We start from the raw sequence: 15178 nt of genomic DNA on the forward strand, positions 1-15178 counted from the left end.
TAAGTAGATGAAATGAAACAGAGAAAACTTGAGATACTCCTGGAAGAGTTGGAAGACTTTTCCAGTCCTGAACTTGAACTGGAGCAGTACCAGACCCCTCCTCTTTTAGCTGCGGAAATTCTTCACTTTGCTTACATGCAGGGAGATCTTGATGATTCGGTGCAGGATTTGGGCTGCGGTACTGGTATCCTTGCAATTGGGGCAAAGCTTCTGGGAGCCAGAAAAGTTGTAGGTTACGATACGGATTCAAAAGCACTTGAGACCGCAAGAAAAAATGCCCGAAAACTTGGAGTAGAAGTCGAGTTCGTATTATCAGACATTTCCGACATTAAAGAACGCGTAAAAACAACGGTTATGAACCCTCCTTTCGGGGCAAGAGTGAAAGGCAGAGACCGGCCTTTTCTTTCGTCAGCGTTAAGAACAAGTGAAGTGATATATTCAATTCACAACCGCGGAAGCCTTGCTTTTATCCAAAAGTTCATTAAGCCTGCAGTCATTACACACTCCTACGTTGCGAAATTCCCTATAAAACGAACCTTCGATTTCCATAAAAAAGAACGAGAGGTTATTGATGTTGAGATCTACAGGATTAAGATCTCCGGATAATCCAGACGCAAGTAACATTTAAAGGCATCAAACTTTATAGCTTTAGTGCAGGACTTTACCTCAAAAGGGGAGCTATTACACTGCTTATAATAAGTATGCCTGTGTATTACCAAACTATATAGTGCGTCAATAGGGCAAAAGTGACAGATAATAGGAACATGATAATTTATACCATCTATTGAGGTTGATTATCTGTCAATTGAATGTGCCAGTATCCAATTGAATGGCTACCAGCATTCCATATTATTGATAGCTGCTGTGATTACGATTTATATCGACTACTAATAATAGTCCAAATGAGGGATCATGATTAGAATTAGAAAAAGTAAAACTACGAGAAAAAAATTGACTGGCCCGAGCGAAGGAAAGCCGGTTGCCGAAAATGTAACTCAAATTACTTCAGAAAGCAGAGACCAATTCAAAGGCCAGTCGAGAGATCAGTTTAAGGCCCAGCCCAGGGAACAGGTTAAAACTCACCCAAGGGAGCAGTCCAGAGATCAATATAAGAGCCAATCAAGAGATCATTTCAGGGGGCATCCCAGAGAACAATTTAAAGGTCAGTCCAGGACTCAGTCAAAGGACCAGTTTAGGGGAGACCAGGGCAAGAAAAGAAGGTTCCCTTACCAGAAAAAAGGCTCAAGGGAAAGATCGGATCTGCCTGAACCCAGAGTTCCTTACGAAACCAAGACTCCGGAAGAAGAGCTTGAAAAAGGAGGTTTTGTGCTTCCTGGAGAGCTTGTGGGAACGACTGAAGAGTTCAAGCCCGGGGAAGGGACAACTGTGTCTGCCGGAGATATTTACTCTACAGCTACCGGAAATGTACTTATTGACAGGAAAGCCAGAGTAGTTTCGGTCAGGCCACGCACACTCACTCCGAATATTCTTAAAGTAGGAGATATTGTCTATGGAAAGATAACTGACGTGCGCGAATCCGGAGCAATGGTGGAAGTTGCAGGAATTGAAGGCAAAGAAGAAAGGGAAATTGTCAATGTGCGTTCGGGAGACATCCATGTGTCGAATGTGCGAGACTCTTACGTTAAAAGACTTTCAGATGAGTTCAGACCTTATGATATAGTCAGGGCCAGGGTTCTCGACACTGAAAGAATACGCCTTACAACAGCTGAGGATTCCCTGGGAGTTGTAAAAGCCTACTGTTCAAACTGCAAAGGAGAACTCGTGCTTGAAGGGAAAAAGCTTAAATGCCCCGTCTGCAATATGACCGAAACTCGCAAAATCTCAACCGAGTACGGAAAAGGAATAAAATAATTTTATTCTCCTGCAGGTATGGGTTTCTGCACAGTAAATAATCAGTAAATTATCAGTAAATTATCAGTAAATTATCAGTAAATTATCGTAAATTATCGTAAATTATCGTAAATTATCGTAAATTATCGTAAATTATCAGTAAATTATATTACTCACACTTACAGGTGGTCACCAATGGAACTGAACATTCTCTCCAAAACAGACAATGAGCTTGAAGTCGAGCTCAAAGGCGAGACACATACCCTTCTAAATATACTTAAGGATCTTCTGATTAAAGACCAGAGGGTTGAGATCGCCTTCTATGATATGAAGTACGTAAGTATCAGTGACCCGATCCTTTACATCAAAACCGATGGTACAAACCCTATTGAGGTCTTAAAGGACGCTGCTTCGAAAATAATAACTCAGTGCGACGAATTTACTGATGTCTTTAGCAAAGCAGTAAACGCCTGAAGTATTTGAAAAATGGTGCATAACGTCTTTTTAAAGGCGTTTTGCTTTCTTTTTCCGGTAAATCCGGGATCTTTCCAGCAGGGGGCTCTTGATAGTTATTAAGGAGCCTTTGCTATCTTAAAATCTAAGGAGTTTTGGAATACTTTTTTATGAATCAATGCGTATCCAGAGTAAACAAGAATCTTAAACGCGAAGTAGGGTAAAAGCATTTAATTGGATGGAGTAATTTCGATTCTTTTTAGTTCAAAATAATGTCCTGAATCTGCAACTTAAAAATCATAAACTAACCTGTAACTATATTGAGGTTGATCTGTAATATATTGAGGTTAATCCGTAACTAATATTGAGGTCAATCCATAACTAATATTGAGATTAATCCATAACTAATATTGAGATCAATCCGTAACTGATATTGAGGTCAATCCATAACTAATACTGAAGTATGAAAGATAAATTGAGGTATAAAAGAAAATGAAACTTGATGACTCATCCCTTCAGAAGTTCGGTTTTATAAAAAGAGAGACCCTTGGTAGTATAAATATCGACCCTCTTCAGACAGGCGGGCGGTTGACTGAGGCTGCAAAACAGGCTCTTGTAGAGTGGGGAGACGGATATTCTGTATGTGATTTCTGCGGAGGGGTTCTGGATCAGATAAAAAAGCCTCCAATTTATGATTTCGTACATAAGGCCCTTCCAGAGTTTCTGGGCTGTGATGAAGCAAGAGTCACAAATGGTGCACGGGAGTCCAAGTTTGCTGTCATGCATTCTATTGGAAAGCCGGGTGACTGGATTGTACTCGATGGACTTGCCCATTACTCTTCATATGTTGCAGCCGAAAGAGCAGGCCTTAATATCAAAACCGTACCGCATTCAGGCAGTCCCGACTATTACCTTGAACCTGAAGGGTATGCCACAGCAATAGAAGAGGTTACAAAGGAAAGTGGAAAACCGCCGGCTCTTGCACTTGTAACTTACCCGGACGGAAGTTATGGAAACCTACCTGATGCAGGAAAGATAGCGTCGGTCTGCCACGAATACGACGTCCCTCTCCTTCTAAATGGTGCATATGCCGTCGGAAGAATGCCGGTATCTGCAAAAGAATTCGGTGCAGACTTTATTGCAGGCAGCGGGCATAAATCGATGGCCGCATCCGGACCTGTCGGAGTTCTCGGGGTAAGTGAAGAGTATGCTCCTATCGTGTTCAGGAAATCCAAACATAACAAGGTAAAAGAAGTTGAGCTTCTGGGGTGCACGGCAAGGGGCGCTACGGTTATGACCCTTATTGCATCTTTCCCGGATGTGGTAAAGCGTGTTAGGAACTGGGACCAGGAGGTCGAAAATGCTCGCTGGTTCTCGGCAAGGCTTGAGGGAATGGGCTTTATCCAGCGCGGGCAAAAACCCCATTCTCATGACCTTATGTTCTTTGAAGCTCCACGCTTCTATGAAATCTCCGAGAAAGTCAAGAACGGAAGATACTTCCTCTATAAGGATCTCAAAGCACGCAATATTCACGGTATCAAGTCCGGGCTTACCAAATATTTCAAACTCAGTACTTTCGGGCTTGGGAAGGAAAAACTTGAAGCTGTAGCGGACTCCTTTGAGGATATCCTGAAAAAATATGAAGATATTTAAGGATGTTTAAGCCGGTCAACGGTCAATATTTTATACTTCCGGGAGAACTCAACCAGGGTGCACGACCCTGGTTCTGAATTTTCCCTTCTCTTTTGAAGCAAATAAATTCAAAGATCCAGGATCCCGGAGAAAAGTATGCAAAAAGTGCACAAAAAAAGTACATTTTTGGAATATCTGCCAAATTTATCTGCAGAGTCCAGGTACTTTTACTGAGTCCAATACCTTTTACTGAATCCAATACCTTTTACTGAGTCCAGTACCTTTTACTTTTTCTACTCCACATTTTCCATATACCTTCTTGTGCGAATTTAATACCCAGACAGTCAATCTCTCTGATGATTAAATAGCATGAGCCCTCAAATGACTCAGTTTCATAATTTAGTGATTTCTCATTTTTTCCGTCCTTAAAACTTCACTTTTCTCTGCTAACTGCTCAAATAAACTGTAATAATCCTTGAGAAATGATTTCTTTGGCAGGAATGCCAAAGAATTATTTTACTCCTTTAATTTTTTCACTGAATTTTTTGACTAAAATCGATACGCTTCGCTACTTAATCCTTAACTCAGCTCTCAAAAATATCTTTTACTAAAGCTTAAATGGAGTAAATAATCTGAACAATTCCAGAAATGACTTTTGTGGTTTCTTGAGCAAATTTAATCTTCTCATTTGAGTAAGTTTAATCTGATTCTCAATTCCTTTATCAGTCCTGAACTGCTTCTTGTTATCCGTTTTTAGACTTTTTGAATAATAGCTTTCAATAGGATTATTTGTCGCTGGCGCTCCTGGAAGATAATGGAACAAAGTAAGATTTAGCCAGTGTTTATTGATCATCCACAATCGTTTTTGAACCAATTCATCATATGTTCTTATATTTTCCATTAATTTATTGAAATTATATTTTGCTTTTTCAAGACTATTAAGTGGAAGATTTTCCTTTTTTCGTCTTCTTTCAAGCTTTAATTCATTTCTATACTTGTAAAATTTCTTTTTTGCTTTTTTACTCCATTCCTGATGTTTTTCTTCTTTATTAACTAGGTTCGGTTCTTTAGATAGAAGTTCTTCCAGAAATTTAATCTCATTCTCTCGATTGTAAAATATATTCAATAACCTGTACTTCAATAGTTCCTGTTCAATTGTTGTATTTTTTGGGAAATCACTAACAATAAGCTTGTTTAAGTGCATCAAACAATATTGATGGACTAACTTATCACCAAAAATTTCCTTTAATATATCAGGGTATCTCTTATCAAAATCCGTAACGATAAACACAGGCTCTGATGCATCCAGATTTTTCTGTAAAAATCCCTTGATGGTTTCTGAACTCTTATCTTCAAAAAGTTCATCTGCTATCGTTCTTTGAGTTTTTGCATCCAGTAAGGTTAAACGGTATTTCTGACATCTTCCTTCTTTTGGATGTTGTTCGTCATAGTGCACCATATGTATATTTTCTGAAAATGGAACAGTTTTCTGTTCCATTTCTTCGTAGAATGCTCTTAAAATAGTGCTTTTTGATCTTGGATAGATGAAGTCCATTATATCAGAAATTCCATCGTATGAAACGTTATGGTATCTGAGTAACTGGAAGAAATCATTGAATGAATTAAAAAGTAAAGTCTTCAGATCTTCCCAAAAACTATGATCTTCTTCGTGTGTACTACCACAATTTGAGCATTTATATCGACCAATGTTGATTTCTCCAAGACCTTCTTTAGTATGGGGATTATAGCCATTATGAACCATTGGAGTACTACAAATTGAGCAGACTGGAGGAATTTTTCTACGAAAAATTCCTCGTGTAGTATATTCATAATCGTTTCCAAAACAACCAAAAACATCTAAGAGAGCAGGGAGCTCCGAAAAGTTATTAAGAGTAAGGTTTATAGTTACCATTGTTTTTGCCGTAACATCATTACATAATTATAGAATTATAATTTTGTGTAGTGATGTTACACTTACTTTTATCACTAGATTTTGGGACTGAGTCCCTCAAATTATTATGAGAATTTAATCATTATGGGGGAGTATGCTTGGAAGATGATAGTGGAGATACGTTTAAGTACAAACTTGGTAAGTGGGTTCTAAGCATAGATGAATGTGCTTTCATGGATCTTATGGATATTGGAAAGAAAAAGTCTATGCCTCAATATCTGATCGAGTCAATTGATAATTGGGTAAACAAAGAAGAACCACTTATAACAGATGAATTTATTTCGGAAATGTGCGACTTTATTAAAAACGAAAATGAAGTCCTTTACGACCGTCTGGTGAAGAAATGCGCACTGAAAGGAATAAGTATAGGCGAAGGCATATTTGAATCACTGAGTCTTTTGAACTGTGGAATGATAAGTACGCAGGAGTGCAGACAGTATGGAGATGACTTTTCTGATGTGTGATATATTTCTGTCTTATATTTTCACTCTCTTGAGTAAGTTTAATTTTGTACTTCAATTTTGTACTTCAAACGTATAAGTCCTGAATACATTTCGTGTAAAAGAAAGGTAATTCAGGTGCAGCAGTAAGATTTCGCAATGAAATTTCTCTGCTATTCACCTGTCTTTAGTTTTTCAGTAAATCTTTTTTGGGACATTTATTCCAATTTGCGCTGAAGAGTTTTCTTACTTGAAACCTTTCAGGGCTTCGAAATTCAGGGTTGCAAAGTAATCCTCAATGGTCTCGGCTCTCCTGATCTGCACAACACTTCCGTCCTTCCTGAGAAGGAGTTCGGCAGAACGGAGCTTTCCGTTATAATTGAAACCCATAGCGTGTCCGTGAGCTCCTGTGTCGTGGATTGCGAGGATATCTCCGATTTCAATTTTAGGAAGCGGCCTATCAATTGCGAATTTGTCATTATTCTCACAGAGGGAGCCGGTTACGTCATACTTATGGACAGGAGCCTCGTTTTCCTTTCCGAGCACTGTTATATGGTGATAGGCTCCGTAAATGCCCGGCCGCATCAGGTTGGCCATGCAGGAGTCCATCCCAACATAGTCCTTATAGGTGTGTTTGAGGTGACGAACCTGGGTAATCAGGTAGCCATAGGGGCCTGTAATTACACGGCCGCATTCCAGGAAGACTTTAAGCGGATAAAGCCCGTTAGCCGTGATTGTGGCTTCGTAAGCCTTTTTGACACCTTTTGCCACGGTTTCGAATGAAACAGGTTCTTGTTCAGGCCTGTAGGGAATGCCTATGCCTCCGCCGAGGTTCACAAACTCGAAATTTATGTTGAGTTCTTTTGAGATTTCAACTATAAGTTCAAAGAGGATTCTTGCGGTTTCCACAAAGTAATCAGCATTTAGTTCATTCGAAGCCACCATCGTGTGCATTCCGAACCGCTTTACTCCCCTGTCCCTGAGTATGCGGTAGCCTTCAAAAAGCTGGTCTCTCGTAAAACCGTACTTTGCTTCTTCAGGCTTTCCTATAATAGCATTTCCTTCCTTAAGAGGGCCAGGATTATACCTGAAACAGACAATTTCAGGAAGTCCGGCATATTTTTCAAGGTAGTCAATATGGCTTATGTCATCAAGGTTTATGTATGCTCCAAGCTCTTTTGCCTTCAGAAACTCTTCAGCAGGAGTATCGTTTGAGCTAAACATTATGTTTTCCCCAGCAATTCCTGCTTTTTCAGCAAGAATTAACTCCGGTAAAGAACTGCAATCCGCACCAAAACCTTCTTTTCTCAAGATTTTAAGAATAAAGGGATTTGGAAGGGCTTTTACAGCAAAAAATTCTTTAAAACCCGGAACCTCCCTGAAAGCTGCTTTCATTTTCTCCGCATTTTCCAGAATGGCTTTCTCATCGTATATATGAAACGGGGTGGGATACTTTTTAATTATTTCCTGAATTTTTTCTTTGGTGAAGGGAAGGTCCTTTGAAACCATATTATTACCTTTTATCAATTTTTGTTTAATGGGGTTTTGTATTCATTTGAATTTTTACTCCTTTATTAGTCTTTCTGCCCCGACAGTAGTTCCGAATAACCCAAGTTCCGAATGCTGAATTTAGAACATTAGTAACTAATTAGAATTAGCCGAAAAAAAGTTTTATTAGATCATGGAATTTATTTTTAATGCCAACAAAAAACGATTCCATGACCACAGATACAGCCAGCTTGCTGGCTGTATCATCTGAATTGATTAGCAAATATAATATAATAACTTTGCCAGAATCTGCAAATTATGAATGTCAGGACACTTTAAACATATTGCTGCATGCCGCAACATCCTCTACAGACTCTCTTGAATCTGCAAGTAATGATTTGCAAAGAAAAAATCCTGACTTAAGAATACCTTCAGCAGATACTATTTTCAATTACATCAAAGAAAATAAAATTGAAGATATTCTTTCCTCTTTTAGAAAAATGAATCTTGAGCTTTTCAAGATGATGAAACTTGAAAACAATATTCATGATATAGCTATTGATTTTCATGACATTTCGTATTATGGAGACAAAAATACTCCTGGTATTAGAGGAATAAAACTAAAGAATGGTAGTTCATGGGGTAAATCGTTCTGTACTCTTGATATAATTGGAACTTCTCACTTAACACTTGACGTAATAGACATCAATAGTTTGAACAAGAATTATTCTCTTTTAATCGAATCTTTATTCAAAAGACTTAAAACGATAGGTGTAAAAACAGGAACAACATACCTTGATAAAGAATTTTTTAACACAGATGTAATTTCAAAGTTGGATGAACTTAAAGTCAATTTTGTTATAGCAGCTAAATCGACTCAGGTTATCAATAGAGAACTTAAAAATCATCAAAAAGAGTATGGAAATACTTCGACTATTTTTGAATATCGATTCCAGAAAGGAGGACCTTCTTTCAATGTTGTGGCAATATATAATAATAAAAAGAAAAAGTATCTTCTGTTTGCTACAAACAAAAAAGCAGAATCAATTGAGAAATTTGAAAAGATGATTCCTGAAGAATATAGAAAACGATGGAATATAGAAACTGGGTATAGAGTGAAAAACGAGTTCAAGATACGATCATGTACAAAATCTCCAGTAGCAAGAGTATTGTTCTTTATTATTCAATGCATCATGTACAATGTGCTAAATATGCTAAAGTCAGTTCTAGAAATTACAGCTTATGAGCTAAAATCATTAATAAATGAAGACATAAAAAAAGTTGTAAGATATGGACTAAGGTCGCTGAATTTTATTCCTGTTAGTGTGTTACTGGATTGTTTGAGATGGGTCAATGAAGAAAGAAATCGAGTGCTACGCACTCGATTAACTATAATATAACTCATCTCAAATTAAAATTTAAGAACCTAATAGCGTATGCTATAAAATTACTCAATGTGATCTGATTTTTTGAAAAATGTAAGTGAAAGTTATAGCTTAAGAATTTTAATATCTGATCAATAATATAGTCTACTTTGAAAATTAATGGATAAAATGTAAGTTCAATTTGTTTTTACCATTCGGAAGTCAGTCTGATCGGAACTACTGCCCGAGTTCAGTCACCCGAGTTCCGTCACCCGAGTTCCGTCACCCGAGTCCCGTCTCGGGAGGACGGTGCCCTTTTCGCTCACTTCGTTCGCTCAAGAGGGCTGAACTAGGGCAAGAAAGGCTGTTTTCTAAATGCGCTCAAGAAGGATGATTTATTCAAATTTTGTTTTGGGTTACGCGGCGGTGTGGTTATGACCTTTTTAATAAAAAGCTTAGCTGCAACCCTTTTCAAAAAAGGCTTGACCGAAAACCCTGGCACCATTTGGGTTTGAGAACCTTATACCCGAACTCTATCCGGCGTGATCAACCGGCGCAACGGTTGTGGGACAAACCTTTTCAAAAAAGGGTTGATCGAAAAACCCAGCAAAAATACGTGGTCGGTGTGATCGACCAACGAAACGGTTGCGGGACAAACAGGTCACTGATTGGGTTTTTTGAAAACTTGTTTAAGCCTGGAGTAGGGGTAGGTGTTTATAACGTCTTCTTTTTCAAGCCAGCCCCGCCGCGCCTGTCCGAGGCCGTACCGCATGGAGGTTAGATCGGAAACGGCATGGCTGTCTGTAGATATACAGAATTTTAGTCCAAAGGTCTTTGCACGCAGGATAAGCTCGTCATTAAGGTCAAGCCTTGAAGGCTGGCTGTTGATCTCCATTACTTTTCCATTTGCGGCGGCAACTTCAAAGACCTTTTCAAAATTAACGGCATAAGCCTCTCTTTTCCCTAGCAACCTTCCGGAGGGATGTGCAAGGATATCAAGATATTTGTTCTCCAGAGCCGTGACAATCCTTTCGGTCATTCTCCTTTCAGGGAATGCAAAACCGGAATGTACAGCTCCTACCACAATATCGAGTTCTTTGAGAATTTCATCAGGATAGTCAAGGCTTCCATCTTTCAGGATATCTACCTCAGATCCTTTGAGGATTTTTATCCGGAATTGTTTTGAGAGTTTGTCGATTTCTTTCCATTGGGCTTTTAATTTCTCAATATCCAGGCCGTTTGCAACCTTTTGGGAACGGGAATGATCGGTTACTGCGATATACTCATAACCAAGAGCTTCTGCTTTTTCAATCATGGTTTTTAGACTGTCTTTTCCTTCACTGTATTCGGTATGCATATGGAGGTCTCCCTTGAGATCACCTGCTTCTACCAGCCTGGGTAGGGAATTTCTTGCAGCGGCTTTAATTTCTCCCCGGTTTTCCCGAAGTTCGGGTGGGATATAGGCAAGCCCAAGTCTTTCATAAATATCTTCTTCACTGCTGCCTGCAATCTGTTTACCGGATTCTTTTAAATACAGCCCGTACTCCGAAAGTTTGTAACCGTTTTTGATGGCAACGTTTCTAAGTTCTATATTGTGCTCTTTTGAGCCCGTAAAATACTGAAGAGCTGCTCCGTAACTTTCAGGTGGGACTACTCTCAGGTCAATAGCTATCCCTTCTCTCAAAATTACGCTGCTTTTTGTGCTGCCTTTTAAGATCACCTGTTCAACGTCCGGAAGGGAGACAAAACAATCCATTACCTTCAAAGCCTCTTCTTTTTCAGCTTCTGCCAGGATATCGATATCCCCGATTGTCTCTTTCAACCTGCGGAGTGAACCTGTGTATATTATTTTCGAGAGGTCGATTTTAGAGGTTCTACTTTCGCACTGGGCTTTTAAAGCAGATATAACTTCATCTGCTAGTGGAAGTGCTTTTCCGAGAGCTAGTCGGGCATGGCTTTTCTCATACTGCTCAATTGCCCTTGCCAGGTTCTTTTCACTTTTTTCTCCAAATCCTTCGAGCCTCTTTAGCCTGTGGGCAATGATTGCGTTTTTAAGATCTGAAAGTGTCCTCACACCAAGGGCATCGGAAAGCTTTTTGATTTTCTTTGCCCCAAGCCCTCGAATTTCCATCAGTTCTGCGGTGCCTGAAGGGGCTTTTTCTTTAAGCTTTTCAAATTTATCCACTTCGCCTGTTTCCAGATACTCAGCAATGTGGTTGGCAATTGACTCCCCTATGCCCGGAATTTTAGTCAGCCCGGATTTTCCTTCTCTGGCATAGATTTTTTCTATGTCTTCTCCAAGGTTTTCGATCATCTGAGCAGCTTTCCGATAAGCCCGTGGTTTCCATTCAACCTGCTGGTATTCAAGAATGTCAGCAGCTTCATAAAATAACTCGGCAATCTCTCGATTTCTCAATTGTTACCCCCTGCCCCTTGTATTTTCGCATCCAATTTCTTCTTTTACTACCTTCTCCTTTCTTTCCTTTTTTCAATAAATCTTCAAATGCCTTTCCTTTCTTCAATAAATCTTCAAATGCCTTTTCCTGAAGCTTCTTTTATCTCTTTTAGCCTTCCAAACACTTTATTGATTGCCAGAGACTTTCCTTCTCCCCGGTTTAACTCAAAAGCCACATCCTCAAGGTCCCCTGTCCTTGAATATCTATTTTTAACCTCTTCTTAGGAAACTCCGTATGCTCTGGAAATAGCTTTTAAAGCGAACTTATCTCCTATTCCCAGTGCCGTATTCTCAAAGGCAGGTCCTATACTCCCGAGAAAAAAGTATGCACTGTCCTTTCCTTCCTTTCCTTCCAGTCCCTATAAAAAATTAGCAATTTTCCTGACGATTTCCTTATGGGACGTTATGTTTTCAAGTGTCTCAAAAAGATCCACAAGCTCTATGAATCGAGCCATTACCCTATCCCCGAAAAAACGCTTTGAAATTTTTCTCTATACTATAATTCAATTCGCAGGTCTTTATCGCTTTGCACCCTCAAATTTCAGAAATAGAGTTTTTCCTCTTTTTCCCATGAAACAATTATCCCTGCCGCTCTTTCTTCGTTACCGAAACCTTTAATATCTAAAAGATTCATGAGGAGAATACACATCACTTCTATACATCTTCATGCGACTGTGGTTTAGTGGCTATGACCTGAGCTTCCCAAGCTTAGAACCCGGGTTCGAATCCCGGCAGTCGCATTGGGAACCATTAAAAATAAGTCTTTTTTCATTGTTCATCGGTTAAGGATTCATCTCCGTTCCCTGTTACTCTTATTGAACCCAATTCTTTCATTTTTTATTAAAACCATTCATCGCTAAACCTTTCTTTGTTGACATGCGGATCTGATGCTTGACTTTCATATACCTCATTATCGTTTCAAAAGTTCTTTGAATTCCACATATATACAGAATTACTGTCAATAAATCCTGATACATTCTCTGCAAATATTGTACTCCAACTTAACAGCTAAAAATAGGAAATGACTCATAAAATAATTTCAAAAAAATTTTAGAGTGTACTCTTATATGTTAAAAGTTCCAGCTTACATAACTCCATTATACTGGTAATATAATCATTAAACTAATGGAACTAAAGTTTACTATATTCCACTAACAATTATACCAGTAAAGTAACATTATACGTTAAAAATATTATATAAGATAAGCTCATGGTATAAATTGCGTCCCCATCTATCTAAACAAAACTCCACTAGCAACATCTACTCCACAAAGATCTGCGGCATACAATCAAAGGGATTAAAATTTAGATTGAGTCCTGAATTTTATTCCAAACCTCTTTTCAGACTAAGAAGCGAATTTTTTAATGTATTTCAGTAAATCCGGGCTTTCAGATGGGGACGTAATCTATCTTGAAACAAATTTTCTCTCTGTTTTTTCCTTCGCCTGAGTTCATTCTATTACTCCTTCCTTTTCTCTTTCCTTCTCTTTGACCATATTCATTATCCCCTCAGCCGCCAAAATTCCGGTCGCAGAGGCGTTGACTATGTCCCTTGAAAGCCCTGCCCCATCTCCGGCTGCAAAGAGGTTTTTGATGCTGGTTTCCATTTGCCTGTCGACTTTCAGGTGCATTGCATAGAACTTGACTTCAGGGGCGTACAGCAGGGTCGAATCTGAGGTAACACCTGGAATGATCTCATTTAAGGTTTCAAGGCCTTCGATGATATCCATGACTATCCTGTGAGGCAGCGCCATTGAAATATCGCCTGGGGTTACATCTTTGAGTGTATTTACAACAAGGTTTTTTGCAAGGCGTTCTTTTGTAGAGCGTCGGCCCCTTCTTAGATCACCCATGCGCTGCAGAACTGGCTTTCCTCCCCCAATCGTGGTTGCAAGTTTTGCGATTGAACGGGCGTATTTTGTGGTATTTTCAATGGGTTCGGTAAGCTCGACTCGGACAAGAAAAGCAAAATTGGTATTTTCGGACTCCTCGTTTGCCAGAGAATGACCATTCGTCGCGATAAAGCCTTCATATTCTTCTTTTACGACATATCCGCGCATATTTGTACAAAACGTCCTGACAAAATCATCGTAACGGCGGGTCTGAATATGGAACTTGGGATCGCGGTTGATTTTTGTTACAGGGTCCATAACGATGGCAGGGACTTCTACCCTTACCCCAATGTCAATCCCTCCGTACCGGGCTTCAATTCCATGCTTCTCAATCATCTCCGAAACCCAGTTGCAGCCACGCCTCCCGGGAGATAGGAGCACGTAACTGGCCCGGAGTTCTCGCCCATCAGAAAGTATAATCCCTTTACAGGTCTCGTCTTCAATCAGCAGATCTTCTACCTCGGTTTCAAGCAGGAAATTCACTCCTTTATTAACAAGATCCTGTTTGAAGCGCCCTATAACTGCAGGGGCGTTATCTGAACCTATATGCCGCTGCTTTATCTCGATAAAACGGGCCCCGACCGAGGCAGCCCTGCGTTTAAGCTCTTCAATTTCCGGGCCTTCGGTCAGTAAAGCTCCCTGCGGCGCCCCAAACTTCAAAAAGACCTTATCCACTCTTTCTACGAGTCGCCAGGCTTCGGTCTGGTCGCCTGTAAGGGCTGCCAGATCTCCTCCAACATCAGGCCGCAGGTTTAAAGTTCCGTCCGAAAAAGTCCCACAGCCCCCAACCCCGCACATAATATCGCATGGTGTGCAGTGCATGCAATATGTATGGGTTTTCATAGGACAGAAGCGTGCATCTATATCCCTGCCCATATCCACAATAAGAATTTTCAACGGCTTTACCTCCGCAAGCTCGTAAGCCGCAAACATTCCGGCAGGCCCTGCCCCTATGATTATTACATCGTAGTCTGAATTTTTCCCCTCTCTCCCAGACAGTTTCTTTTCATTATCCATGTTCATCACCCTTTTAATTTTGTAAGTATTGGAACAATCCTGAGTTTCCAGTTTCAGAAAATTCCAGTTTCAAAATCCCAATCATAAAATTTCAATCATAAAATTTCAATCATAAAATTTCAATCTCAAATCCCAATTCAAAATTATAATCTCAAAATTTTAATCTTAAAGTTTAGAATTTTAGACAGATTAGCATTTCAGACGTTTCCAACCTCAAAAATTCAATATTGAAATTTCCAGTTTGGACATTTCCATATGAGAAATTGAAATTCCTAAAAGTTATGACTAAATTTAAACAAAATCTGTTAAGAACCCCTTCTGTAAATCCCCAACTCTCAAACAAAGTATTTAACTAGCTCTTAAATTGCCTTTTGTGCTTTTCCTGCTCATAAAAAAATCAATTTTTATACTTAACCTGAATTAAAATTATTTCTATATACGTATAAATGTGCCGAATCAAAGGAAGCCTGAAAAATACAAACTATTACACATGATTAAGTATTCTACACATGATTAAGTATTCTACACATGATTAAGTATTAATCAGCTATGAAACTGTCTGTATAAAAAACTTCCATTTCATTGAAAATATAGCTTAAAACGTAATTTGAAATATCTGTATATCAGGATCAAGG

Annotated in this window: 10 protein-coding genes, 1 tRNA gene and 1 pseudogene; 7 read left to right on the forward strand and 5 right to left on the reverse strand. The window is 39.2% G+C overall.

Annotated elements, in window-relative coordinates; translation table 11 throughout:
- The first annotated feature begins 12 nt into the window (after positions 1 to 12).
- The 4 genes from MSKOL_RS13760 (at position 13) to pscS (ending at position 3957) form a co-directional block, all read left to right on the forward strand.
- Positions 13 to 606, forward strand: a complete 594-nt coding sequence (locus tag MSKOL_RS13760) for an METTL5 family protein (protein ID WP_048121809.1) — start codon at positions 13 to 15, stop codon at positions 604 to 606.
- A 306-nt stretch (positions 607 to 912) separates the two neighbouring features.
- Positions 913 to 1872: an exosome complex RNA-binding protein Csl4 gene (locus tag MSKOL_RS13765; protein ID WP_048157149.1), complete on the forward strand. Its 960-nt coding sequence runs from the start codon at positions 913 to 915 to the stop codon at positions 1870 to 1872.
- A 174-nt stretch (positions 1873 to 2046) separates the two neighbouring features.
- A complete protein-coding gene (locus MSKOL_RS13770; RefSeq protein ID WP_048121813.1) occupies positions 2047 to 2325 on the forward strand; it encodes a DNA-directed RNA polymerase subunit L in 279 nt (92 codons plus the stop codon).
- A 471-nt stretch (positions 2326 to 2796) separates the two neighbouring features.
- Complete coding sequence (gene pscS / locus MSKOL_RS13775) at positions 2797 to 3957, forward strand: O-phospho-L-seryl-tRNA:Cys-tRNA synthase (RefSeq protein WP_048157151.1); 1161 nt, start codon at positions 2797 to 2799, stop codon at positions 3955 to 3957.
- 586 nt (positions 3958 to 4543) lie between these two features.
- Here the strand turns inward: pscS and MSKOL_RS13785 are convergent.
- Entirely contained in the window at positions 4544 to 5848 is a 1305-nt protein-coding gene (locus MSKOL_RS13785; protein ID WP_048157156.1) for an ISNCY family transposase, read from the reverse strand.
- A gap of 137 nt (positions 5849 to 5985) precedes the next feature.
- Between MSKOL_RS13785 and MSKOL_RS13790 the strand changes: the two genes are divergently transcribed.
- Positions 5986 to 6351 (forward strand): hypothetical protein, encoded by a 366-nt coding sequence (locus tag MSKOL_RS13790; RefSeq protein WP_048157157.1) that lies wholly within the window; start codon positions 5986 to 5988, stop codon positions 6349 to 6351.
- 222 nt (positions 6352 to 6573) lie between these two features.
- Here the strand turns inward: MSKOL_RS13790 and lysA are convergent, their stop codons facing one another.
- Positions 6574 to 7836, reverse strand: a complete 1263-nt coding sequence (gene lysA, locus MSKOL_RS13795; protein WP_048157160.1) for a diaminopimelate decarboxylase — start codon at positions 7834 to 7836, stop codon at positions 6574 to 6576.
- Positions 7837 to 8024: 188 nt separating this feature from the next.
- Between lysA and MSKOL_RS19450 the strand changes: the two genes are divergently transcribed.
- Positions 8025 to 9215: an ISH3 family transposase gene (locus MSKOL_RS19450; RefSeq protein ID WP_082091142.1), complete on the forward strand. Its 1191-nt coding sequence runs from the start codon at positions 8025 to 8027 to the stop codon at positions 9213 to 9215.
- A gap of 625 nt (positions 9216 to 9840) precedes the next feature.
- Here MSKOL_RS19450 and polX read toward each other — a convergent pair.
- A complete protein-coding gene (gene polX / locus MSKOL_RS13805; RefSeq protein WP_048157163.1) occupies positions 9841 to 11595 on the reverse strand; it encodes a DNA polymerase/3'-5' exonuclease PolX in 1755 nt (584 codons plus the stop codon).
- A gap of 707 nt (positions 11596 to 12302) precedes the next feature.
- On the opposite strand from polX, the gene MSKOL_RS13810 reads away from it, so the two are divergent.
- Positions 12303 to 12374: transfer RNA gene (locus MSKOL_RS13810), tRNA-Gly, on the forward strand.
- A gap of 100 nt (positions 12375 to 12474) precedes the next feature.
- Here the strand turns inward: MSKOL_RS13810 and MSKOL_RS20395 are convergent.
- Positions 12475 to 12639 (reverse strand): annotated as a pseudogene (locus MSKOL_RS20395) (IS4 family transposase); the annotation flags it as partial.
- A 446-nt stretch (positions 12640 to 13085) separates the two neighbouring features.
- A complete protein-coding gene (locus MSKOL_RS13815) occupies positions 13086 to 14543 on the reverse strand; it encodes an NAD(P)/FAD-dependent oxidoreductase (RefSeq protein ID WP_048157165.1) in 1458 nt (485 codons plus the stop codon).
- Positions 14544 to 15178 lie beyond the last annotated feature (635 nt).

Source organism: Methanosarcina sp. Kolksee, assembly GCF_000969945.1.
GTDB classification, from domain to species: domain Archaea; phylum Halobacteriota; class Methanosarcinia; order Methanosarcinales; family Methanosarcinaceae; genus Methanosarcina; species Methanosarcina vacuolata.